Source organism: Ruegeria sp. CL6, from assembly GCF_056536465.1.
Map to the genome: position 1 here is coordinate 631,020 of NZ_JBQFPR010000002.1, position 22,429 is coordinate 653,448.

Annotated in this window: 22 protein-coding genes; 3 read left to right on the top strand and 19 right to left on the bottom strand. The window is 58.9% G+C overall.

The genetic code is table 11. The annotated features are described in order from the left end of the window. Positions 1-27 precede the first annotated feature (27 nt). The gene (locus ACR0LH_RS08000; RefSeq protein ID WP_480720425.1) at positions 28-369 is read left to right on the top strand and encodes a DUF427 domain-containing protein; all 342 of its coding nucleotides are present in this window, start codon (positions 28-30) and stop codon (positions 367-369) included. Here ACR0LH_RS08000 and ACR0LH_RS08005 read toward each other — a convergent pair. Next, positions 366-1,691, bottom strand: a complete 1,326-nt coding sequence (locus ACR0LH_RS08005; RefSeq protein WP_480720427.1) for a Rossmann-fold NAD(P)-binding domain-containing protein — start codon at positions 1,689-1,691, stop codon at positions 366-368. The two genes, ACR0LH_RS08000 and ACR0LH_RS08005, sit on opposite strands and share 4 nt — an antisense overlap. Positions 1,692-2,252: 561 nt before the next feature. Here ACR0LH_RS08005 and ACR0LH_RS08010 point away from each other — a divergent pair. Further along, positions 2,253-3,620, top strand: coding sequence for a DUF3179 domain-containing protein (locus ACR0LH_RS08010; RefSeq protein ID WP_480720428.1), 1,368 nt, complete (start codon positions 2,253-2,255; stop codon positions 3,618-3,620). Here the strand turns inward: ACR0LH_RS08010 and ACR0LH_RS08015 are convergent. From ACR0LH_RS08015 to ACR0LH_RS08095, 17 genes are all read right to left on the bottom strand, one after another. Then, positions 3,617-5,302, bottom strand: a complete 1,686-nt coding sequence (locus ACR0LH_RS08015) for a chloride channel protein (RefSeq protein WP_170483871.1) — start codon at positions 5,300-5,302, stop codon at positions 3,617-3,619. The two genes, ACR0LH_RS08010 and ACR0LH_RS08015, sit on opposite strands and share 4 nt — an antisense overlap. A gap of 79 nt (positions 5,303-5,381) precedes the next feature. Next, positions 5,382-7,031, bottom strand: coding sequence for a DNA repair protein RecN (gene recN, locus ACR0LH_RS08020; RefSeq protein ID WP_480720429.1), 1,650 nt, complete (start codon positions 7,029-7,031; stop codon positions 5,382-5,384). A 35-nt stretch (positions 7,032-7,066) separates the two neighbouring features. Beyond that, the gene (locus ACR0LH_RS08025) at positions 7,067-7,909 is read right to left on the bottom strand and encodes an outer membrane protein assembly factor BamD (protein ID WP_480720430.1); all 843 of its coding nucleotides are present in this window, start codon (positions 7,907-7,909) and stop codon (positions 7,067-7,069) included. 127 nt (positions 7,910-8,036) lie between these two features. Continuing rightward, complete coding sequence (lpxC, locus tag ACR0LH_RS08030) at positions 8,037-8,957, bottom strand: UDP-3-O-acyl-N-acetylglucosamine deacetylase (RefSeq protein WP_170562282.1); 921 nt, start codon at positions 8,955-8,957, stop codon at positions 8,037-8,039. A gap of 213 nt (positions 8,958-9,170) precedes the next feature. Then, positions 9,171-10,781: a cell division protein FtsZ gene (gene ftsZ, locus ACR0LH_RS08035; RefSeq protein WP_170793527.1), complete on the bottom strand. Its 1,611-nt coding sequence runs from the start codon at positions 10,779-10,781 to the stop codon at positions 9,171-9,173. A 54-nt stretch (positions 10,782-10,835) separates the two neighbouring features. Next, complete coding sequence (locus ACR0LH_RS08040; RefSeq protein WP_170483879.1) at positions 10,836-11,015, bottom strand: hypothetical protein; 180 nt, start codon at positions 11,013-11,015, stop codon at positions 10,836-10,838. 113 nt (positions 11,016-11,128) lie between these two features. Next, complete coding sequence (locus ACR0LH_RS08045) at positions 11,129-11,542, bottom strand: hypothetical protein (protein WP_480720431.1); 414 nt, start codon at positions 11,540-11,542, stop codon at positions 11,129-11,131. Next, positions 11,529-12,863: a cell division protein FtsA gene (gene ftsA / locus ACR0LH_RS08050; RefSeq protein WP_170411978.1), complete on the bottom strand. Its 1,335-nt coding sequence runs from the start codon at positions 12,861-12,863 to the stop codon at positions 11,529-11,531. The genes ACR0LH_RS08045 and ftsA overlap by 14 nt, the downstream gene beginning before the upstream one ends. A gap of 8 nt (positions 12,864-12,871) precedes the next feature. Then, positions 12,872-13,873 carry a cell division protein FtsQ/DivIB gene (locus ACR0LH_RS08055; RefSeq protein ID WP_170410970.1) on the bottom strand — a complete coding sequence of 334 codons (1,002 nt, stop codon included), beginning with the start codon at positions 13,871-13,873 and terminating at the stop codon, positions 12,872-12,874. Next, on the bottom strand, positions 13,861-14,784 hold the full coding sequence (locus ACR0LH_RS08060; protein ID WP_170483886.1) for a D-alanine--D-alanine ligase: 924 nt from the start codon (positions 14,782-14,784) through the stop codon (positions 13,861-13,863). The genes ACR0LH_RS08055 and ACR0LH_RS08060 overlap by 13 nt, the downstream gene beginning before the upstream one ends. Before the next feature lie 101 nt (positions 14,785-14,885). Then, a complete protein-coding gene (gene murB / locus ACR0LH_RS08065) occupies positions 14,886-15,812 on the bottom strand; it encodes a UDP-N-acetylmuramate dehydrogenase (RefSeq protein WP_480720433.1) in 927 nt (308 codons plus the stop codon). 45 nt (positions 15,813-15,857) lie between these two features. After that, complete coding sequence (locus ACR0LH_RS08070; RefSeq protein WP_170483890.1) at positions 15,858-16,112, bottom strand: DUF2484 family protein; 255 nt, start codon at positions 16,110-16,112, stop codon at positions 15,858-15,860. After that, positions 16,109-16,357, bottom strand: coding sequence for a DUF2484 family protein (locus ACR0LH_RS08075; protein WP_480720435.1), 249 nt, complete (start codon positions 16,355-16,357; stop codon positions 16,109-16,111). The genes ACR0LH_RS08070 and ACR0LH_RS08075 overlap by 4 nt, the downstream gene beginning before the upstream one ends. A 74-nt stretch (positions 16,358-16,431) precedes the next feature. Then, entirely contained in the window at positions 16,432-17,841 is a 1,410-nt protein-coding gene (gene murC, locus ACR0LH_RS08080; protein ID WP_170483892.1) for a UDP-N-acetylmuramate--L-alanine ligase, read from the bottom strand. Beyond that, on the bottom strand, positions 17,838-18,935 hold the full coding sequence (locus ACR0LH_RS08085) for a UDP-N-acetylglucosamine--N-acetylmuramyl-(pentapeptide) pyrophosphoryl-undecaprenol N-acetylglucosamine transferase (protein ID WP_480720437.1): 1,098 nt from the start codon (positions 18,933-18,935) through the stop codon (positions 17,838-17,840). Before ACR0LH_RS08085 ends, murC begins: the two co-directional genes overlap by 4 nt. Further along, positions 18,935-20,098 (bottom strand): putative lipid II flippase FtsW, encoded by a 1,164-nt coding sequence (ftsW, locus tag ACR0LH_RS08090; RefSeq protein WP_170384375.1) that lies wholly within the window; start codon positions 20,096-20,098, stop codon positions 18,935-18,937. The genes ACR0LH_RS08085 and ftsW overlap by 1 nt, the downstream gene beginning before the upstream one ends. 173 nt (positions 20,099-20,271) lie before the next feature. Beyond that, positions 20,272-20,670 (bottom strand): rhodanese-like domain-containing protein, encoded by a 399-nt coding sequence (locus ACR0LH_RS08095; protein ID WP_170778022.1) that lies wholly within the window; start codon positions 20,668-20,670, stop codon positions 20,272-20,274. Between the two features lie 137 nt (positions 20,671-20,807). Here ACR0LH_RS08095 and ACR0LH_RS08100 point away from each other — a divergent pair, with 137 nt between their 5' ends. Next, a complete protein-coding gene (locus ACR0LH_RS08100; RefSeq protein WP_480720439.1) occupies positions 20,808-21,986 on the top strand; it encodes a BaiN/RdsA family NAD(P)/FAD-dependent oxidoreductase in 1,179 nt (392 codons plus the stop codon). Here ACR0LH_RS08100 and ACR0LH_RS08105 read toward each other — a convergent pair. Then, positions 21,983-22,357: a glycine zipper family protein gene (locus ACR0LH_RS08105; protein ID WP_480693099.1), complete on the bottom strand. Its 375-nt coding sequence runs from the start codon at positions 22,355-22,357 to the stop codon at positions 21,983-21,985. The two genes, ACR0LH_RS08100 and ACR0LH_RS08105, sit on opposite strands and share 4 nt — an antisense overlap. Positions 22,358-22,429: the final 72 nt, after the last annotated feature.

The following is a 22,429-nucleotide window of genomic DNA, read 5'->3' on the forward strand; positions in this document are numbered from 1 at the left end:
GAAAAAAGATGAGGGGAAGGAACAGGTATGGCCAAGATCACCATCCGAAAAGCACCAGGAAAATGGAGCGTTCGATCAGGCGGCGCGGTACTGGGCGAAAGCACAAATGCACTGGAATTGTTGGAAGGTGATCTGGAGCCTGTAATCTATTTCCCTCGGTCAGACATCGCTATGGCGTTTCTGGACCGCACCGACAAGCTCTCCCATTGCCCGCTCAAGGGTGACGCCGCGCATTTTTCGATCGTCAACAAGTCATCGATTACCGAAAACGCCGCTTGGAGCTATGAGGATCCAATTCCCGAAGTCTCTGAAATCAAAGGGCATGTCGCCTTTTACCGAATCGAATCGGTTAAGGTTGAGCAGATTTAAATCGCCTCTCGCACCGCGTTAGATGCGGCAAGGTCATGGCGCACGCGCCCGAATGCCTGCGCCATTGAGGTCAACGTATGCGGCGGACAGCCGATCTCGGGCAGGCAGGACGCATCGATTGCGCGCACGCGCCCGTTGAAGGCAGACTTCACGACCTGGTCTACCGGCTCTTTCCGCCGTCCAATCGTCAACCGGTGATAGTGAAACCCCTGCCCCGGATCTGTCACGCCCAACGAGCCGCGAACTTTGTGTGACGCGAACCAACCGAGAAGATCCTGCAAACCCTCGTCCAGATCAGGGTTTGGCATCTGAATGGCTTCGATTCGCCCATGCCGTGGCAAATAGCGAAGCTGAACCTGGGTTTTCGGGGTCCATATCCGCACGGGTTGAACAAAATCAATCATTCGCCCAACGCGACGCCCCCGAAACCGTGGACCGAACCCGAACCGCGTTGTCAAAAGGCTGACGGGTGCCTGCGAAACAGTGTAAACCGAAGCGAACAGGTCGCACCGACCGTTCTTTTTCCGCCTAATCGTCATCGCGTTGTAGTTTCCCCGCTTTGTATAACTGCGCGGCGACCCCAGAACCCGACCTAACCTGAGACAGTTGATCGTATAAGGCGCGTGATCACTAAAACCGGTTTCAGAGACGCGCGAGAGGCTGCGCGCCAGTATCGAAGCCGTGCCGAAAACACCCGCCGCCAAAAAGACGCAACGCGCGCGAACCCTAGAGCCATCGTCCAGTTCCAGACGCACGGTTTCGCGTTCCAACTCGATACGGTTCACGCGACCGGTCCGGACTTCGACGTCAGACATTTGGTTCAATCGTTGCTTTACGGCGTTGGCCATAGCACGCAACCCGGAACCCGGCGCTCCTTTCGTTCCGGTCAAAAGCCTCGGGGCGCATTTTTCATAGCCGTTTTCCAGGCTTTCTTGCCGGTCACCGCCAACCACTTCAAAATCGGATTGCAGCGCCCTGCACGCCTCGGCGTAGGCTTTCCAATTCTTCAAAAAGGGACCCCGCCCCCAAGGGTCATCGCTTTCATACACCTGAAGCTGTTTTCCCCAGTAATTTGCAAAGCCGCCCACCTCGGCCGAGGCAAACATCGGGGGTGCATCCCCCACAACCGCAGTCCGCTCGGCCAGATGTGCCGGTTCTTGCCGCTCGTAGGCGACCGAGACAAACTTTGCGGTCGCCCCTTGAAAAGGCTCGGTCGCGGCCCCGGTAACAACGACCAATGAACCCGCATACCCGCGCATGGCGGTCAGTGCGGCGTAACCAGCGGGACCAGTGCCAACCAAGGCAACGTCAAAAATACGCATGACACAGCCCCGCGTTCAAAACCCTGCGCTGCACGGATCGACAGGTAATTTGGCTGCTGTTGAACGCACTGATGCCGCGCCTCATTCCACAGACGAACAGCCGCAGATCAAGAATGAGGCTTCTTGTTCGACAAGAGTACCGATAAGCGAGACGCAGTAAAAACATATGAATTGCCCCCAAATCAAATGAGTCTTGGTGCAAAGTCGTATTTTCGTCGTCCAGTCATTCACGGGTCCGCGTTTTCGCGGTGCCAGACATTGGGGAACTGGTAAGGAACTCGCTTAGATACTAAAAAATCAGTCCAGCTTTGCCGGACTTTATAGGAAAATCATGCTTTTGGTCAAGAAAACGGGGATTTTGGCGCATTTTGCTTAGTCCCAGCGGGTCTTGCGCGTGGCCAGCCTTTGGACCGCAAAGCTAGTTCCCAACGGGCGTCGAGTTTGATTGCTCAGTCTGCAGCCTTGCGCCAGATTTGTGCCTCACGCCTTCCTCACGCGGCTGTTCAATGCATTTGATCAGCAAACCAAGCAAACTGGAAAGGCACACCACCGGAGGACGCCATGCAGATCACCCGACGCAGTTTTTTGGGAACGTTCGGGGCGGGAACTGTTCTGCCCCAAGTGCTTTGGTCGCAGACCGATCCAGTACTGGAGGCGGTGCGATCAACCCTCTACGGCAGCAGCTCCGAATTCCAACGGGGCATGGCGTATTTGACAGAGAGGGGCAATCCCGATGTGGTTCCGGCCCTTTTGACCGGGATGCGCTATGGCCGGCAACGAAGCAACGAGATTGCGAAAGTGATGCGCGACTTGACTGGCGAGACGATTGGCGCTGATTGGTTCGACTGGATGCTTTGGCAAGAAAAGAACCCGCAACTGGCCCCACACCCATCGCTGATCCCGTTCAAGCGCGAGGTTCTGCTAGGGATCGACCCCAATTTTGACGATTTTCTGCGCCCCGAGTACTTGCAGCGCGACAAGATGAAGATTCGGCTTGAAGAAGTTGCCTGGGGCGGCGTTCGCAAGGATGGCATCCCCTCGCTGGACAATCCAACGCTGATATCCGCATCGCGTGCGGACTACCTCAAGGACGACGATCTGGTCTTCGGCGTTTCGATCAACGGGGACGAACGCGCCTATCCTCTGCGGATCATGGGTTGGCACGAAATGTTCAACGAAGTGATCGGGGGCGTTCCTGTCGCGCTTGCCTATTGCACCCTCTGTGGGTCTGGCATTCTGTTTGAAACGCAAGTGGAAGGGAGGCAAGAACCGTTCGTCTTCGGCTCTTCGGGATTTCTGTACCGCTCGAACAAATTGATGTTCGACCGTAAAACACACTCGCTGTGGAACCAGTATACTGGCCGACCCGTCGTAGGTCCTTTGGTCAACAGTGGGATCGAACTAAAGCAGCGCCCCGTCGTTATCACCACGTGGCAAAGCTGGAAAACCTCGCACCCCGACACCAAGGTCCTGTCACTCGAAACCGGTCACCGTCGCAACTATGGGTCGGGTGTGGTTTACCGCGAGTACTTCGCCTCGACCGAGTTGATGTTTCCCGCGCAGGTCGATCAGTCACAGCATCGGCAGAAGGACTACGTTTTCACCATCCGTCAATTCGGCGCGGCGCGGGCGTGGCCTTTAGATGCGTTTACAAACACACGAGTAATCAACGATGCAATCGCCGACCGTCCTCTGGTTCTCGTGGGTAATCCAGACAAACGTTCAGTACGCGCCTATGAGCGCAAATCGTATCGCTTCACCGCATCAGACAGAGTGTTGGTCGATCAAGACGGCCAGAAGTGGACCATGACCGAGGAGGAACTGATCGGACAGGATGGTACGCGATTGCCCCGCGTGGCCGGACATATCTCATACTGGTTCGCATGGGACAATTATCTAGGGGACGCAGCAACCGTGTATCCGGGTTAGGAATGTTCCTCGGCCGCTGTTGCCGCCAGCGCGCGGTTATATGCCTTGAGCGCATCAACGTGATACAGCGCGCCCACAGGGTTCTCGCAACCATCCTTGTCCACGATAACCACCGGTATGCATGGAATGTCCACCCGGTCGAAATACGGCATTGCCGCTTCGAGGGTGGCACTTGCCTGTACGCAAAGCCCTTGCTCGATCAACTCCAGCGCTTCTTCCTTGGAAATCGACCGTGCATCGCCGAGGGGACGCATAACCGATCCGGCGCGAAGCATCGCCAACAGATAGGCTTGCGGCCCGGCTGCAAGGTGCACGTCGCGCCGTTCCAATTGCGTCAAGAAGAACGACCGATCCACAAGACGTGACGCCAATGCAGTGGACATTGAGACCGAGACCATAACAGCAAGGCCGATCTGCCAATCCCCGGTCAGCTCGAATACGATCAACGTGGTTGATATCGGTGCACCCAGCACCGCAGCCGCCACAGCCCCCATCCCGGCAAATGCGTACAGAGTATGAGTTCCCGAGACATCCGGCAGCAACCCGGTGGCTATCAGGCCAAATGCGAGGCCGGTCAACGCTCCGATCATCAGTGAAGGGGAAAACACGCCGCCGCCCATGCGCCCGCCCATAGTGATCGCCACCGCGACCGTTTTTATCACGGCAAACAGGATGGCTGCGGTCAGGACCAGATCACCGGCCAAGGCGCGGATTGTTGTTTCGTAGCCGACACCGATGATGTGCGGAAACCAGATCGCCAGAAGTCCGAGCATTGCGCCCGATACGGCCGGTCGCAACCAACGCGGCAAAGACAACCGCGCCTGAATGTGGTTCCCGATATCCTCGGCAAAAAAGATCGAGCGCATCAGCAGCAGGGACACCAGCCCGCAGATCAGCCCAAGGATCAGGAAGGCGGGCAGTTCCACATAAAACTGCAATGACCCGGGCGTCTCGAGCACGAACTCGGTCACATCGCCATATTCCAATCGGTTGATCACCGTCCCCGCGACCGAGGCAATGACGATGGGCGCAAAGGCGTGAACAGCGAAATGGCGCAACACGACCTCTAGCGCGAACAACGCCCCCGCAATCGGAGAATTAAAGCTGGCCGAGACTGCGGCAGCCACAGCGCACCCCAACAGATCGCGACCGGTTATGCCGTCGGCGTGGATACGATTGCTGACCCACGTCGAAATCACCCCAGCCATATGCACCACTGGCCCTTCGCGACCTGTAGAGCCGCCCGTGCTGAGGGTTATCAACGAGGCAAATAGCGACGCAATCCCCGCCTTGCCCTCAACCCTGCCGTTGGTCAGCGCGGCACCTTCGATTACATCGGCAACCGACCGGACGCGGCCGTCATCGGTGAACTTGTGCAGGATAATCCCTACGACCAAACCTCCGATGATCGGGGTGATCAGGATCACGAACCACGGCAGCTTTTCGGCATGACTGTGTAACAACAGGATGTCGTCAGTGTCGTATACATAGGCTTGCAAAGCCCGGATCGCCTTGCGGAAACCCAGCGCCATGAAACCCGCAGCAACACCGATGGCCAGCGCGATAAACCAAAACTGGATCTGGCTTGGCCCCCGCCGCAGCATCACCCGCCACGCATCCTTGATCGCGGCCAGAGCCTGATTGAGCTGGTTGCGTAAGACTGTGCGGGTTGACTGGGTCATTTGCCCTCGGGGATCAATACATACCCCTTACTAAGCCACGGAGCGCGCAGATAAAAGGCGGATCGCGGCTGACTGCCGGCTACGCGTCCAGCAAGGCACGTGCGGCGGCACGTGCCTCGTCAGTGATGGTATCACCTGCAACCATGCGGGCGATTTCGTCTACACGGTCAGGATCGGCCAACGGGACCACAGTTGAAAGGGTCTGCCCATCCTCCACATGTTTCTGCACGCGCCAGTGATGCGCCGCACGCGCCGCGACCTGGGGGGAATGGGTTACGACAAGGACCTGCCCACCATGTGCCAAGGACGCCAGGCGGCGGCCCACCGCATCAGCGGTTGCCCCACCCACGCCCCGGTCAATTTCATCAAAAATCATGGTGCGCGCGCTGTCCTCACCGGTAAGACAAACCTTCAACGCGAGTAGAAAACGGCTGAGTTCACCCCCAGACGCAATCTTGTTCAGTGGACCGGACGGCGCGCCAGGGTTGGTCGCCACGGTAAAAGCCACTGCGTCGGCTCCGTCAGGGCCGGGATCGGCAGAGGTGATCTGAGTCACAAAGACCGCACGCTCCATCTTTAAGGGCGCCAGTTCCTCCATAACCGCTGCGTCCAGTTCAGCGGCTGCCTTTCGCCGCACAGCGCCGAGGGCAGCGGCGGCGGCATCATAACCCTTCTGCGCAGCCTGCAGTGCGGCGCGTTGCTCTGCGAGATCGGCGTCACCTGCCTCGAGCCTATCCAAACGATCACGCAATGTGCCTGCAAAACCGCCTAAATCGTCCGGGGCAACATCATGCTTGCGTGCCAGCGCGCGAATGGCGAACAGGCGCTCCTCTGTCAGCTCCAGTTCGGACGGGTTGAACTCCAGCGCCTGAAGACAGGCATTGACCCCTTCCTGAGCCTCGCCCAGTTCGATCAGTGCGCGTCCTAGCGCGGCGATCGGTTCTTCCAACTGACCGCCTGCGTTGTCGGACACACCTTCCAGCCAGCGTATGGCGTCAGACATGGTGCCCTCTGCCCCCTGGCCACCCAGCAGATCAAACGCACGCGCCACATCGTCACGGATACGTTCGGCCCCCTGCATCATACGGCGCCGGGAATCCAGCTCGGCATCTTCGCCGGGCTGCGGGTCCAGATCGTCCAACTCGGCAACGGCGTGGCGCAGGAACTCCTCTTCGGCGTGCATGGCGGCAAGCGTCGCCTCTGTCTCGGCCAGCGCCCTGCGGACACGGGACATTTCTGTCCACGCAGCGCGGACCGCCGCCAGGTGATCACCTGCCCCGGCAAAATCATCCAGCATTGCCCTATGGCCACGCGGGTTCAGCAGACCGCGATCATCATGCTGGCCATGCAGCTCCACCAGAGTTTCCGACAACGCCCGCAGCACCTCGCCCGAACAGCGCCGGTCATTGACCCAAGCCGTCTTGCGCCCCTCGGCCGTGTTGACACGGCGCAGGATCAGCTCGTCTCCGTCAGGCAACCCGGCCTCTGCCAAAATCGCATGGGCCGGATGGTCCGGGGATAGCTGAAATTCAGCCACAACTTCACCCTGCGCAGCGCCCTGCCGCACCAGCTCGGCCCGGCCACGCCACCCCAGAACGAAGCCAAGGGAATCCAGCAGAATCGATTTTCCTGCACCCGTCTCACCGGTCAGAGCGTTCAACCCCGGCTGGAATGTCAGTTCCAACCGGTCGATGATCAGCATGTCGCGGATATCGAGGGCGCGCAGCATCGGGTCTTAGCGTCCCACGCCTTTGGTCATGGCGATTACAACCACTCGCCCTTGATCGTCTGGCGATAGATCTGGCTGAGCCAATTATTTCCTCGGCTCTTCAGGTCAAGCCCACGCGAGACGAGCAGTTTGTAACCCGCGTCATACCACTCGGACGACTGATAGTTATACCCCAGGATCGCACCGGCTGACTGTGCTTCGTCCACCAGACCCAGCGACAGATAGGCTTCGATCAAACGATACAGTGCTTCGGCTGTATGCGAGGTGGTCTGGAAATCCTTAACCACGACACGGAACCGGTTGATGGCTGCGGAATAGTGATCTTGGCGCAGGTAATAGCGGCCAATCTCCATTTCCTTTCCGGCCAGATGGTCAAAAGCCAGATCGAATTTCAGTACCGCCGAAGTTGCGTACTCACTATCGGGATAGACCTCGATGACCGTGCGCAAGGATTGCAGCGCCTGGAAGGTCAGTCCCTGATCCCGCCCGACCTCGTCAATCTGGTCGTAATAGCTCAGCGCAAGCAGGTACTGGGCGTAAGCCGCATCTTCATCCGTGGGGTAGAAGTCGATATACCGCTGCGCCGCTGCGCGGCTTTCTTCGTAATTCTTGTCCGAGTGGTACGAGAACGCCTGCATGATCAGCGCGCGCTTGGCCCAATCGGAATAGGGATACAGACGCTCAACTTCCGAGAAGTACCACGCCGCATCATCCGAACGATTCTGCGACAGTTCATATTCCCCGCGCGTGAAAATCTGTTCCGGAGTGAACCCTTCAAGGTTCTGATTGCGGTCTGCGCCTTTTCCGCCGCAAGCCGTCAAAACTGCTGTCAGAAGAATCGCCCCTGCGAATCTGACTGCCGCTTTGGTGCCAACCATTCCGCCTATCCTTGTCGTATTGATTATTGGGGCAAACCCCGGATTTGGCCTTGGTTTAGCACATATAATTGCGGGGCAAAACGCCTTAGTAAGCCCTCAGGTGCAATTGTAGACAGAGTTGATCCAATCAGGCGACTTCTGGGATTTCGTCCCAGACAAGACCCTGCCCCGGCAGACGCGCGGCCTGTTCGGGCGTGCACAGGATCGGACGCACGGCACCCGGCGTTTCAAACAGTTTGCGCAGCAAAGTGTTGGTCATGGCGTGGCCCGACTTGTCACCAGTGAAGTGACCCAGGATGGGTCCGCCTGCCAGATACAGGTCACCCAGAGCATCAAGCATCTTGTGGCGCACGGCTTCATCTGCCCGACGGAACCCGCCGGGGGTCAGAACTTCTTCGCCCTGAACGACGACCGCGTTATCAAGTGTTCCACCAAGAGCCAGGCCATTCTCACGCATCGCTTCGACATCGGTTCGGCGGCAGAACGTACGACAATCGCTCAGCTCACGTGCAAACGAGCCGTTGCGCATATCCAGAGTCTTTGTCTGGCTTCCAATGGCGCTGTCTTCAAAGTCGATGTGGAAGTCAATGATCAGACCATCCGCAGGCGCAATTGAGGCGCAGGCCCCTTCTCGGGCTGCGGTCACTGGCTTGAGCACCTCGTAGGCCAAAACCGGGCTGGCCTGACGGCGAACGCCTTTGGCCATGATGCCACGCACGAACTCGATGGACGAACCATCCATGATTGGCACTTCGGGGCCGTCAATCTCGATCAGCGCATTATGGACACCGCAACCCGCCAGGGCTGCCATGATATGCTCGACGGTTGATACGGACACGCTCGCTTCGTTGACCAGACGGGTGCAAAGCGGCGTACGCTCGACCACGTCGTAGATGGCAGGAATCAATGCATTGCCCAAATCGATATCCGTCCGTTTGAACCAGATGCCATGACCGGCCGCGGCCGGCTTCAGGACCATCGTGGCAGGCTTGCCGCTGTGCAGCCCGACGCCTGTAAACGTGATCGGAGATTTGAGCGTGTGTTGCAAAATGAACCTCGGTGAGTGGTGTCCAGCCTGCTTTGGCCGTGTTGATCATTCAGTTAAGGAACCCTGACCAAAGGCTCAACTCACTCTTTGCAACTGAATGAAACATGAGTGCAACAGATCGGCAAAAGACTGCTTACACCCCCTTAAATACCCGCTTTTAAACAATAAAGGGCCGCCAAGTGGCGACCCTTCCAGAGTATTTTGTTACCGCGATCAGTTCGCTTGACGGCGCAAGAAGGCGGGAATTTCGATGCGATCCTGCTCGGGATCGACCTCATCCTGCGCAGGTGCCGTAGCGTCAGATTGGCGCATGACGGGCTGTTGGCGCGGTGGTTGAGCCGGTGTGTCAGCGGCGTGACCCGTCATCCGGTCGATCAGCCGGTTGAACCCGAACCGGGGCCGGTCGGCCTCTGGCTGCGGTGCTGACTGAGGCGTTTGCGCATGGGGCGCAGCATGGCCACGCTCGGACGTGGGAACGTTTTGAACCGCTGCCTGCAAACGCTGCAAAGCCTCGGGCGAGGGGGTACCCGCAGCAGGTTGGGGCTGAGGTGCAACGTAGCTTTCCGGCGCAGCTTCTACTGGTGCAGGGGTCGGTTCAAACTCGGCCACTTGCGGCTGATAAGCCGGAGGGGGAAGGCCATCGTCTTCCTGCTCGGCACGGGGCTCAAATCGCGGCTCCGAAACCTCCTCTGACGCCTCGAACAACGAAGGTTCGCGGTTCACTTCGGGCTGAGGTGCAGGTTCCGCCATTTCTGCGGCGGCGGGGGCTTCTTCCTGAGCCTGTTCTTCCGCCGCAACCGTGCGAGTCAGCGGAGCGGACATCGAGCGTCGTGCAACCGGAACATCTTCGTGTTTTTCGCTGGCGTCGATGCCTGTTGCAACAACCGAAACGCGCATGCCGCCTTCCATCGCGGTATCCAGCGTCGAACCGACGATGATGTTCGCTTCGGGATCGACCTCTTCGCGGATGCGGTTTGCCGCCTCGTCCAGCTCGAACAAGGTCAGGTCGTGCGATCCTGTGATGTTGATCAGCACGCCCTTTGCCCCTTTGAGGCTGATTTCGTCCAGCAGCGGGTTGGCGATTGCTTTCTCTGCCGCCTGAACCGCGCGATCCTCGCCGGTGGCCTCGCCTGTCCCCATCATTGCCTTGCCCATTTCGTCCATCACGGCGCGAACGTCAGCAAAGTCGAGGTTGATCAGGCCGGGACGAACCATCAAGTCGGTCACGCCTTTGACGCCCTGATACAGAACGTCATCCGCCATCGAGAACGCCTCGGTAAACGTGGTCTTTTCATTGGCCAGACGGAACAGGTTCTGGTTCGGAATGATGATCAGTGTGTCAACGACCTTTTGCAGCATCTCAACGCCGTCTTCGGCCTGACGCATCCGCTTGGCCCCTTCAAACTGGAAGGGTTTGGTCACAACGCCGACGGTCAGAACGCCCAGCTCACGGGCGGCCTGTGCGATGATCGGGGCAGCGCCCGTGCCGGTGCCACCACCCATACCGGCGGTGATGAAGCACATATGCGCGCCGGCAAGATGATCCACAATCTGCTCGATGCTTTCTTCGGCGGCGGCTGCGCCTACGGTCGGACGCGCACCCGCGCCCAGACCCTCAGTCACCTTGACGCCCAACTGCACCCGAGCCGAAGAATGGCTTTGCTGCAGCGCTTGTGCGTCGGTATTGGCGACCACGAAATCCACGCCATCCAACTGCTTTTCAATCATGTTATTGACTGCGTTACCGCCTGCACCGCCAACGCCAAATACAGTAATCCGAGGCTTCAGTTCGTCGTGCCCGGGCATCGAAAGATTCAATGTCATGCTCAGTCCGCCTGTTTATATGATCCGCCAAAGCGGTGTTTTTCTTACCTATCCTTAAACAATTCTACCGACCGAAACGGCAAAGGTCACGCCAAAAATCGCTGGAATCCACAAAATATGGAGGAAATAAGGCGGATCATCGCCGTATTTCGCATTGATTGCCAGATGTTGCGGAATGAACTCAAAGCACCACAAAACACGCGACCCACGCACCAAGGCTGACGGGCGCGTCACTTGAACTTCCATCGGTTTTCAGGTGCGGGAAACTGCTCTGGTCCTGCCGCGAGGCATCTGACGTGCCTTATGGACATTTTGGGATATTACAGCACGGTCCGCAACACATTTCTTTAGCTAATTTGGGGACTTGGGCAGTTCAGACCGTCCTCAGTTATGCTGCGCACTTCTTGGATTTCGGTATAAGAAAAGGTCGTCAGGCGAACCAGCAGGCGGCCTTCGTGCAGAAAGGGCCACCAGCAAACGGGTACACCGTCCGGGTCGTCATCGTACAGAAAACAGATTTGCCCGTCCGGGGTTGTGATCTGACCGTAAACACAGCCCCTGCCCTCCATTCGCCAGACCGAGAGAGTCGGACTGAGAAACTCCTCAGTGCCGACCAGATCGCCGTCGGGATATAAATGAAACTTGACGGTCTTGCCCTGAACAGCTTCCAGAAACGCTTCGGGAGTGATCCGGGTCTGCGCGTGCAAGGTAAGCGGAGTCGCGGCAAAAAACGCCGCGACCAGTGCCTTACCAATTGTCACGGAACCAGCGCACCGCGCGTTTGAAAGGCCGCGCGGCATAGGTGTCGACGGGAATTTCAAAGTCCCACCATTCGTCCTGCGGATGTGCCGCGAACAGGCTGAGGCCAACAGCAGAGGAAAAGCCCGGCCCCGTTGCAGATTGCGGCAACCCGTGGACGCGCAGTGGGCGACCCAGACGAACGCGCTGTCCCAAAATGCGGGTCGCTAGCCCATCCAGACCCATGATCTGACTTCCTCCGCCGGTCAGAACAATCTGCTGGCTGGGCATATGCTCAAACCCGGCAGCATCCAGTCGGACGCGGACTTCTTCGAGAATTTCCTCTACCCGAGGGCGCATGATGCCAATCAGTTCGGCGCGGCTTACGGTCCGGCGATCATGTTCCCAATCGCCGGTATCGCCGCCTATGTCGATCAGGTCGCGATCATCCGCTCCGGTCGCATGAACGCCGCCGTTAAAGGTCTTGATCCGCTCGGCCACACTCGCGGGAACGCCCAACCCCATGGAAATGTCCGAGGTCACGTGATCACCGCCCATACGCACGCAATCGGCGTATATCATGTGTTTCTTCATGAAGATCGACACGCTGGTCGTGCCACCACCCATGTCGATACAGGCTGCGCCCAGCTCTTGCTCATCCTCAACCAACGCAGAGATCCCTGACACATAGGCCGAGTTCGCAATTCCGGCGAGTTCCAGATCGCAGCGCTTGATACAGCGCACGATGTTCTGGATCGCCACGGCGTCAACTGTAAGCATGTGCATGTCAACTGCCAGCGATTGCCCCATCTGACCACGTGGGTCGATCAAGCCAGAGCGGTTGTCCAACGCAAAGTTCACCGGCTGCGCGTGCAGCACTTCCCTACCGGCGCCATAATCCGGTACGTCGCAGGCATTCAAAACGCGGCCAACCTCAGCCTCGGTCACGACCTGCCCTTCCAGATCGACCTGAGCGTCCAAACCGTATGATCGAGGATTGGCCCCCGAGAAACATGCGATTACGTGATCCACGCGGATATCAGCCATCTTCTGCGCTGTCTGCAAGGCCGTCCGAATGGCGCGCTCAGTCTCTTGCATGGCGGTGACTTCACCGAACTGCACGCCACGGGACCGGGTCGTTGCCGCACCGATCACACGAAACCCGGACTGACCAGCCAGCGATCCGATCCCGCTGTCTTCGTTCAGGCGACCCGCACCGTCAAACCGAAGTACAAGGCAGGCAATCTTTGAGCTGCCGACATCCAAAATAGCGACCACACCGCGCTGCATCGCCTGTCTGCGCATTTGCCGCATAGCTCGTTGAGACTGATAAAGGTCGGTCATCATGATCGTTACTGCCCGCTACTCACATCTACTTTTGTATTCCACCAGTCTTCGCTGGCGGCTTTGGTCATCCTGATTGTCGGTCGCTGGCCGAGGCGCATGTCAACCACGGCCACGTCGCGCTCCAACAGGTCCTGAACTTCGTTTACGGCCAGCACACGTTCCAGCGCGCGCACGGGGCGTTCGGTTGGCAGCATGATGCGCTGACCACGGTCCAACACCAGATCCCACCGGCGTTCGCCTATGCGCACCAATCCGCGCGCCCTGTTGCCAAGGCTGCGCGCGGTCGCCAGCAGTTCCAATGCCTCTGGGACATGCGCATCAGCGCCCTTGCCAGCAATCAGCGGCAGGCTCGAGTAATCCTTGCGCGAGGCAATACGCTCCACATGCGCGCCAGTTTCGTCCAGCAATTCTGTCCCGCGACGGGTACGCCAGACAACGACGGGCTGACGCTCGACCACGTCCACCTGCAGGATGCCACCCGGCCGCACGCGCACAGTGGCCGATTTAACAGGGTCCAGCGCCGTGATCGTATCCCGGATCTGATCTGCTTCCAGATCCCAGGAGCTGATCGGGAAATCCAGCGGCACAACCGCGCGGATGTCTTCTGCCAGACCGGGTCCCGCCCCGTCGATCGCCATCAGATTGACCATGAATTCGGGGCGTTGCTGGATGGACGTTTTGATATCGTTTGCATAAGCCACCAAGGCGTCGCGCCGATCCTGTGACCCGAAATAGAGGCCGATGGCCGCGCAGATCGCAAAAATCGGCAGCCCAACCTTCAAGCCACGCCGCACGCCCGGCGTCAGCATCCAGCGTTGCATCCGGTAGCTGAGGCGCGAGGGCGCGGGATCAAAGCGCCGGGACTTGCGGCCAAACAGCTTTGCCCCCTGTAAACGCAGCTTCGGCTCAACATCGTGGTGATCACCCGACGCGAACTCAGCGTCCGGCCCCGACAATGGTTTTGATCGGTGAATGACAGGTGCGCGGGTTGCTCTTAGCGGTCGCATGAGGCGTCCTCCACAATCCAGGCGCAAAGCTGTCCGAACGTCATGCCGCAATGCGCGGCCTGTTCCGGCACCAGAGACGTCGGTGTCATGCCCGGTTGCGTATTTGTCTCTAACAGGAACAACCCGTCCGCGCCCATGCTGTCATCCCAGCGATAGTCGGTACGGCTTACGCCCCGGCAGCCCAAAGCATTGTGGGCTTTCACCGCGTATTCCATACAGAGCTGAAAGATGTCCTGTGGAATGTCAGCAGGCAGTACGTGCCAAGATCCGCCCGGCTTGTACTTGGCATCGTAGTCGTACCAACCACCATCCGTCATGATCTCGGTCACGGTGAGGGCGCGATCCCCCATCACGGTCACGGTCAGTTCGCGCCCGGCCACGTATTTTTCGACCATGACATGCTCGGGCATGTCATCCGACAGTTGCGGCGGTCCGTTGGAGCCTTCGTGGACGATGTAAATCCCGACGCTGGACCCTTCGTTATTGGGCTTGGCCACATAGGGCGGCTCCATCACGTGAACTTCTACAACCTCGACCTTGGGCACGATCACGCTGGGTACGACGGGCAGACCTTCGGCTTGATAGACCTCTTTGCTGCGCTGCTTGTCCATCGCCAAAGCTGAAGCCAGAACACCTGAGTGTGTATATGGAATCCGCATCCATTCCAGCAGACCCTGCACACACCCATCCTCGCCCCAGCGTCCGTGCAGAGCGTTGAAAACAACGTCAGGATTGATATCCAAAAGGCGCGCGGAAAGGTCGGGACCCGCGTCCAGCTCGACCACTTCAAAGCCTTCTCCCCTGAGGGCGGCTGCGCATTCACGCCCGCTGCTGAGTGACACCTCGCGTTCCGCCGAGGGGCCGCCCATCAATACCGCCACTTTGGGGTGTGTCCTGCTCGACTTACCCACTTAGCGCCTCAATGTCCCCGGACCTTATCTGGTGGTCCGTATACGTTTATACCCTTGATCCGTCGCCTGAATTTGCCTGTTTTGGTCTGACGGTTGGGGTCTTAATCTGTCAGCGGATCACCGACCCGCATGATTTCCCACTCTAGCCTGATGCCGCTTGTTTCGTAAACCTTTTTTCGCACCTCTTCGCCCAGACCTTCCAGGTCGGCGGCGGTGGCTGTACCGGTATTGATCATGAAATTTGAATGCTTGGGGCTCATCTGAGCGCCGCCTTTGGTCGCGCCGCGCATTCCCGCGTCATCGATCACCTTCCAGGCCTTCAGATCATGCACGTCATCGGCGCGACCGGTTGAGGAAAATCCGGCCGGGTTACGAAAAGTGGACCCAGCGCTGCGATCCTTGGTGGGCTGGGTCTCGTCGCGTTTTTTTAGTTGCGCGGTCATGCGATCATGCAAGACCTGCGGGTCAGCAGAGGGACCCTCAAACGTCGCCGAGATCAGCACCGCGCCTTCGGGCAGATCGGACTGGCGATAGCTGAAATTCAGCTCACCGGGGCTCAGATCCACAACGTCACCCTTTCGCGTCACGATCGTCGCCTTGCGCAAAACATCCGCCGTATAGCTGCCATAACACCCTGCATTCATGCGCACGGCTCCACCGATGGACCCGGGAATGGTGCGCAGGAACGTCAGGTCCACCCCTGCATCCGCCGCCTTGCGCGCCACATGCGCATCCAGCGCCGCAGCCCCTGCCGTTACGCGGTTGCCTTCGACGGAAATCCCGTTGAACCCGCGCCCCAGACGGATCACAACCGCCCTCAGCCCTCCGTCACGCACGATAAGATTGGACCCGACACCCATCGGAAAAACCGCCATGTCCTCGGGTAGCTCTCGCAGGAAACCCCTCAGGTCATCCAAATCGGCTGGCTGAAACAGATAGTCCGCCGGACCGCCGACGCGCAGCCAGGTGAGATCGTTCAAAGGTCGGTTTTCAGAGAGTTTGCCGCGTGGCGTGGGTAGAGATGTCATGCCTGCTAATTCGCGGATTTGAACCTGCAACGCAAGCCGTATTGGTCAGGGCGTTGCGCCAAGTACTTTGCGCACCCATCGCCCCAGATAGATCACCGGCCAACGCAACACGGACATCCCCGCCGCCAGAACGATCAATCCAATCCAGGGACCGTTTTGCAAAGTGACATAGCCAAGGATTGGGATACCAACCAAGATAAGGACATAAGCCCTGGTCCAGTGGTTGTCTTTGCTGGGGATCATCGCCAAAACATTCGCGGCGATCCCCCACCCGAAAGCGAGGGCAAGAGACAGGTTCATTCGTCAACCTCCTGCCCTGTCCACCGTCGCCAGTAGTGACGGATGGGATTTCTGAACATTGACGCAAAAGCTGCGAAGGCCAGCGCAGCGAAGAACCAACCAAAGTCGTAGCCCAGCCAGACAATCAACGCCGGCGTGCTGACGAACAAAACAACGCCGGGTGGAAACTGCAGGCGCAAAGGCAGCATGGCCACGGCGGTCGAGGCTACAACCCACAATCCTGCAAATAGCACTGAATAAACCATTCGCCCCTCCAAGGACGCTTTCTGGCGATTCCGACCACGCTCTTTAAGGTTGTGCGTGGGCAGAGTCCATTGTCTTATCCAGCTTGCTTGCGCAGCAAACGCTCGGGCAGACCATTCGCCCACGTGCTGATCGTACCGGCACCAAGACAGACAACCATGTCCCCGGGGCGGGCTTGTTCGCGGACCAGACGCTCAAGGTCGTTCTCGTCCAGCAACGCGCGGGCGTGGCGGTGACCGTGGCGGATCAGACCCTGCACCAGATCATCGCGCGACGCCCCCTCGATAGGGTCTTCTCCGGCGGCAAAGATGTCGGCAATGGCGACCACGTCGGCGTCGTTGAAACAAGTGCAGAAATCGTCAAACAGGTTCGACAAGCGCGAATACCGGTGCGGCTGATGCACGGCAATCACGCGGCCCTCGGAAGCCTGACGCGCAGCTTTCAATACGGCTGCGATTTCAACCGGATGGTGGCCGTAATCGTCGATAATGGTGACACCGTCGACCTCTCCCACCTTGGTGAAACGACGATTGACGCCACCAAAATTGGCCAAAGCCTCGCGGATTTCTGCAGTTTTCATACCCAGATGGCGGGCGACGGCCACGGCGCTTAGCGCATTCGAGACATTATGGTCGCCCGGCATCGGCAGCGTGCAGCCTTCGATCACCGTGTCTTCATATTGCAGGTGGACATCGAAATGCGCGACGCCGCCCTTATAGGTCAGGTTCACCGCCCGCACATCAGCCTGCGCATTGAACCCATAAGTGCGCACGCGGCGGTCGGTGATACGACCGACCAGCGTCTGCACCTCGGCATGATCAGTGCAACAGACCGCAAGGCCATAGAAGGGAAGGTTTGAGACGAACTCATAGAACCCGTCGCGGAGCTTATCGAAATCGCCCCAATGCTCCATATGCTCGGGGTCGATATTGGTGACGATGGCAATGGTCGCGGGCAGACGATTGAACGAGCCATCCGATTCGTCGGCCTCGACCACCATCCATTCGCCCTGCCCCATCCGCGCGTTCGAGCCATAGGCATGGATGATGCCGCCATTGATGACGGTGGGGTCAAAATCACCCGCCACCATCAGCTCGGCCATCATGGTGGTGGTGGTGGTTTTGCCGTGCGTTCCGGCGATGGCGATATTCGACTTCAGGCGCATGAGTTCCGCCAGCATATCCGCGCGGCGCACCACTGGCAGACCCTGTGCACGGGCTCCGTCCAACTCGGGGTTCCCCGCCTTAATCGCAGTAGACACCACAACAACGGCTGCATTTTCAAGGTTTTCGGCCCGCTGGCCTACGAAAATCTCGGCCCCCAAACTGGCCAGACGGTCGGTGATCTTGGACGCTTTCAGGTCCGAACCCTGCACCCTGTACCCAAGATTCAGCAGAACCTCTGCGATCCCGGACATCCCGATCCCGCCGATCCCGACAAAGTGGATCGACCCTACGTCTTGCGGCAGTTTGGTTGCTGGATTCATGTGGTCTCCTTCTGCGCCAACTGTTCGACGAGGTGAACCAGACGCTCGGTCGCATCCGGTGCGCCAGTCGAGAGGGCGGCGTGGGCCATCTTTTGCGCGGCTTCGGGGTTAGTCAGAACTGCGGTGATTTGCTCGGTCAGCGCGGGAACGTCAAGCAGGTTTTCTGGGATCATGATCGCACCGCCTGCCTGTACCAGCCCACGCGCATTGGCAGTTTGATGATCTCCGGCAGCGGCGGCGAAGGGGATCAGGATCGAAGGCCGCCCGATCACCGAGATATCGGCGACGCTGGAGGCACCCGAGCGGCTGATGACAAGCTGCGCGTCGGACATGCGTCGCGGAACGTCATCGAAGAATGGCAGGACTTCGGCACGAATTCCGTTGTCGGCGTAAAACGCGGTGACGCGTTCGCCGTCCTCATCCCGTGCCTGATGAGACACTCGGATATGGGCACGCAACTCTTCGGGCAATGCCGCTATCGCACCGGGCACAACGTCGCTGAGGATACGTGCCCCCTGTGAACCGCCCATAACAAGGACGGACATCGGGTAATCGCCGGGGGGAATATACCCTGACGCCGCGCGCTCCAACACGGCAGCGCGGACCGGGTTGCCGGTATGGACGCCCTGCGCGCCCGCTGGCAGGTCCGTGGGCCAGACACCGCAGGCCACCTGCGCCACGCGCTTGGCGAACAACTGGTTCACGCGGCCCAACACACCGTTCTGTTCGTGGATCATGCGCGGGATATTCAGCAATGTCGCCGCCCCCAACGCAGGGATAGAGGGGTATCCGCCGAAGCCCACAACCACGTCAGGCCGGTCGCGCATCATCTGCATCGCCATGCTGGTCACGCCGCCCGCGATCTTTGGTCCAACCATCGCCTTGGCAGCCAAACCACCCCGCGCGAAAGTGGCCGAGGATGCCTCGACAATCTCGGTCGAATGGGGAAAGCCGCCAGTATAACGCGCACCACGCGCATCGGTAGACAGACGGACGCGCCAGCCTTTGTGCAGCATCGCCTCGGCCAGCGCCTGTGCCGGGAACATGTGACCCCCGGTGCCGCCAGCCGCAATCAGAAGATAAGGTGCTGTCATCAACCTCGTCCGCGCAGAATGTCGCCAAGTTCACCCTGTGGCCGGGTTCGGGTAAAGGCCAGCAACATGCCGACCGCAATACCACCCGCGATCAGCGAGGAACCGCCATAGCTGACAAACGGCAGCGTCATGCCCTTGGCAGGCAGCAGACGCACAGCCACACCCATGTTGATCATTGCCTGAACACCAAACATGCAGGCCAGACCGGTGCCCGCCAGACGGATAAACATATCGCGTTCACGCATCAGCCGCAGGAGCGAGCGCACGACGATCAAGGAATAAAGCGCGATGATGATCAACACGAGGATCAGCCCGTATTCTTCAGCCGCCACAGCGATGATGAAATCTGTATGCGCGTCAGGCAAGGACCACTTCACCTGACCTTCACCCACGCCAACCCCGAACAATCCACCCTCGCGGATGGCGTTGGTGGCATAACCAAGCTGGGTGGTCGGATCGACCTCTTGGTTCAGGAACCCGTCAATGCGGCGCGCAAAGTGTTCCGAGTTGGAATAGGCAAACATCCCGCCCAGAACGACTGCACCCGCCATGCCGACCAGCAGCAGCATCGGCGCGCCGGCCACGAAATACATCACGCCCCAGCCGAACAGGATCAGACAGGCTTGACCGAAGTCGGGTTGCAGCACCAACATCGCCACGATCGCCATGCACAACGCAAAAGACCACAACCGCCCCGGAGGGCCGTTGATCTCTTGCGACGCAGCCAAAAGCCACGCGGCCACGACGATAAAGCCGGGCTTCAGAAACTCGGACGGTTGCAGCGAGGCAAAGCCCAGCGAGTACCAGCGCACCGCGCCCTTGCCGAAATCGGTCCCGAAGACAGGCAGGAAAGCCAGCGCCACAAACGCGCCCAGAAAGCCCAGCACCGCCAGTCTCCGCACCAATGTCGGCGACATCATCGAGGTCAGCAGCATCGCAATCAGCGCCAAGCCACCGAACAAAGCCTGCCGTTCAACGTAATGGAACGGGTCGAACCCGTTGCGACCAGCCAACGGCGGCGAAGACGCCAGCCCCAGCAACAAGCCGATGACAAACAGGATCAGAACGCAGGACATTGTCCAGCGGTCAATCGTGCGCCACCACTTTGGTAGAATCGGTTCGCCGCGCTGGTCCTGGACCGCGCCATACACCATCTCAGTCATGAGATACCGCCACTCTCTGCCTCGTTCACGTCCCGTTTTCGGGATCTGATTGAGAGTCTATCCCGATTTTTGCGTCTGGGCCAGTAAAATGAGGGGTTTGAGCAAAAACAGCGCGTCGTCAGCAAAGTCCCGCCGGGACGGGAGTTTGCAGAATGATGCTGGCCTAAATCTGACTACTCAACTTCTTCAATCGGAGCGCCGGACTTGGCCCAAGCGGTAAACCCGCCTTCGATATGGACGACTGGTTTTAGCCCCATCTCCATCGCGGTTTTGGCGCTGAGCGCCGACCGCCACGCGCTGGCGCAATAGAACACGTATGTCTTGTCTTGGTCAAAGATGTCCTTGTGATACGGGCTTTCGGGGTCAATCCAGAATTCAAGCATCCCTCTGGGGCATGAGAATGCCCCCGGTATTTTGCCAGACCGCTTTAGTTCACGAATGTCGCGCAGGTCGATCAGAACGTGTTCGTCACTGTCCATCATGTCCTGCGCCTGCTCAATCGAAACCGAAGAAACAACCGCATTCGCTTCGTCCAGCAGCGCCTTGATTCCCTTTGTTATTGTCTGAGACATGTTGACCCTTCCCTAAAAATTCGTGCGTCGGCGCAGAGAATACTTCGCAGCTCATAGCATCAAAGAAAGCGTGACAACAAACGTGGCCAGTGCCAAGCCCTCTTGCCATCCTCTGTAATCCGCGCCATGCGCAGCACATGGACTTTGACACGATCATCCTTGGCGCCGGCGCAGCCGGTATGATGTGCGCCGCCCATTGCGGTGGGCGCGTGTTGGTGATCGACCACGCGAAGGCTGCGGGTGAGAAAATCCGTATCTCGGGCGGCGGGTGCTGCAACTTTACGAACATGTATGCAGGTCCCAGCAACTTCCTGTCGCAGAACCCGCATTTCTGCAAATCTGCACTGGCCCGTTACACCCAATGGGATTTCGTCGATCTGGTCGGGCGGCACGGTATCGCGTGGCATGAGAAAACGCTGGGGCAGTTGTTCTGCGACGGCTCCTCAAAACAGATCATTCAGATGCTGCTGGATGAAATGGCTACAGCCGAGGCCGAATTGTGGGTCCGGACCGAGTTGCGGGATCTTCGCAAAACCGAAAACGGGTTTACCCTTGACGTCGATCGTGAAGGGCAGCGCGTCACCCTGACCTGCAGCAATCTGGTGCTTGCGACCGGCGGCAAGTCGATCCCCAAGATGGGCGCGACAGGGCTGGCTTATGACATCGCGCAACAATTCGGCCTACGCATGACCGATACACGGGCGGCGCTAGTGCCGTTTACGTTCTCGGACGCAAAATTCAAGGAGCTCTCGGGCGTATCCCTGCCAGCGCGCTTGTCAAACGCGCGTACCAGTTTCGACGAAGCGCTGCTGTTCACCCATCGCGGCCTCAGCGGGCCATCCGTGCTGCAACTGTCCTCGTACTGGCGCGAGGGCGAAGACATCAGCGTAAATCTTATTCCTGATCTCGCGCTGTATGACGTGCTGCGCGATCAGCGGCAGGCCGGAGGGCGCAAGGCTTTGACCACCGAACTGGCCCGGCACCTGCCCGGCCGACTGGTGGACTACCTCAGCCGCATCATCCCCATGCAAGGCAACTTAGCCGACCAATCCGATGCCGCTCTGTCGGAACTGGTCAAAGCCCTGTCTAACTGGCAACTGACCCCATCCGGAACCGAGGGTTACCGCACCGCCGAGGTCACGCTTGGCGGGATCGACACCGACAACCTGTCGTCCAAAACGATGGAGGCCAGGGATGTCCCCGGCCTCTATGCGATTGGCGAAGCAGTGGATGTCACAGGTTGGCTTGGCGGCTACAACTTCCAGTGGGCGTGGTCATCGGGCCACGCCGCCGGAACTGCAATCGCGGGGCGTTAACCTACGACGTTATACCCACGTCCGCGCATACAGTTGCGCACGATCACTTCCTGATTTTGGGTGTTGTTGATCGCACTCGCGCCTGCACCTACAAGCGCACCTGCAACAGCAGCACGCCCCAGATCGCTGGCGCTGTCGTCAATGATCGCCTTGGTACCGGCAGCACCCGCAGCGCCAATCGCAGCAGCGCCAGCCGTCCGGCCATCAACCGTCGGCTGCGACCGCGCAAGCGCCTGACATTGGGCCAGATCCGCGTTGTAATTCGGCCCAACGGGTCCATCGACGATCGGCTGGTAGTTGGCACCGACATTGGTGCAGGCTCCTACCACCAAGATGGCGGGCAGGATCAAAGAGAATTTGCGGTATGGCATAATCATAACCTCACGTTGAATTTGACGGCAGGCAAAACTAATAATCTTGGCGCGTCAAGCTGATAGCAACTT

Excerpts from the sequence above, each read along its gene's own strand:
- ACR0LH_RS08000 (WP_480720425.1), top strand. The coding sequence starts at position 28 with ATGGCCAAGATCACCATCCGAAAAGCACCAGGAAAATGGAGCGTTCGA.
- ACR0LH_RS08005 (WP_480720427.1), bottom strand. The coding sequence starts at position 1,691 with ATGCGTATTTTTGACGTTGCCTTGGTTGGCACTGGTCCCGCTGGTTAC.
- ACR0LH_RS08010 (WP_480720428.1), top strand. The coding sequence starts at position 2,253 with ATGCAGATCACCCGACGCAGTTTTTTGGGAACGTTCGGGGCGGGAACT.
- ACR0LH_RS08015 (WP_170483871.1), bottom strand. The coding sequence starts at position 5,302 with ATGACCCAGTCAACCCGCACAGTCTTACGCAACCAGCTCAATCAGGCT.
- recN (WP_480720429.1), bottom strand. The coding sequence starts at position 7,031 with ATGCTGCGCGCCCTCGATATCCGCGACATGCTGATCATCGACCGGTTG.
- ACR0LH_RS08025 (WP_480720430.1), bottom strand. The coding sequence starts at position 7,909 with ATGGTTGGCACCAAAGCGGCAGTCAGATTCGCAGGGGCGATTCTTCTG.
- ftsZ (WP_170793527.1), bottom strand. The coding sequence starts at position 10,781 with ATGACATTGAATCTTTCGATGCCCGGGCACGACGAACTGAAGCCTCGG.
- ftsA (WP_170411978.1), bottom strand. The coding sequence starts at position 12,863 with ATGACCGACCTTTATCAGTCTCAACGAGCTATGCGGCAAATGCGCAGA.
- ACR0LH_RS08055 (WP_170410970.1), bottom strand. The coding sequence starts at position 13,873 with ATGCGACCGCTAAGAGCAACCCGCGCACCTGTCATTCACCGATCAAAA.
- murB (WP_480720433.1), bottom strand. The coding sequence starts at position 15,812 with ATGACATCTCTACCCACGCCACGCGGCAAACTCTCTGAAAACCGACCT.
- ACR0LH_RS08070 (WP_170483890.1), bottom strand. The coding sequence starts at position 16,112 with ATGAACCTGTCTCTTGCCCTCGCTTTCGGGTGGGGGATCGCCGCGAAT.
- ACR0LH_RS08075 (WP_480720435.1), bottom strand. The coding sequence starts at position 16,357 with ATGGTTTATTCAGTGCTATTTGCAGGATTGTGGGTTGTAGCCTCGACC.
- murC (WP_170483892.1), bottom strand. The coding sequence starts at position 17,841 with ATGAATCCAGCAACCAAACTGCCGCAAGACGTAGGGTCGATCCACTTT.
- ACR0LH_RS08085 (WP_480720437.1), bottom strand. The coding sequence starts at position 18,935 with ATGACAGCACCTTATCTTCTGATTGCGGCTGGCGGCACCGGGGGTCAC.
- ftsW (WP_170384375.1), bottom strand. The coding sequence starts at position 20,098 with ATGACTGAGATGGTGTATGGCGCGGTCCAGGACCAGCGCGGCGAACCG.
- ACR0LH_RS08095 (WP_170778022.1), bottom strand. The coding sequence starts at position 20,670 with ATGTCTCAGACAATAACAAAGGGAATCAAGGCGCTGCTGGACGAAGCG.
- ACR0LH_RS08100 (WP_480720439.1), top strand. The coding sequence starts at position 20,808 with ATGGACTTTGACACGATCATCCTTGGCGCCGGCGCAGCCGGTATGATG.
- ACR0LH_RS08105 (WP_480693099.1), bottom strand. The coding sequence starts at position 22,357 with ATGCCATACCGCAAATTCTCTTTGATCCTGCCCGCCATCTTGGTGGTA.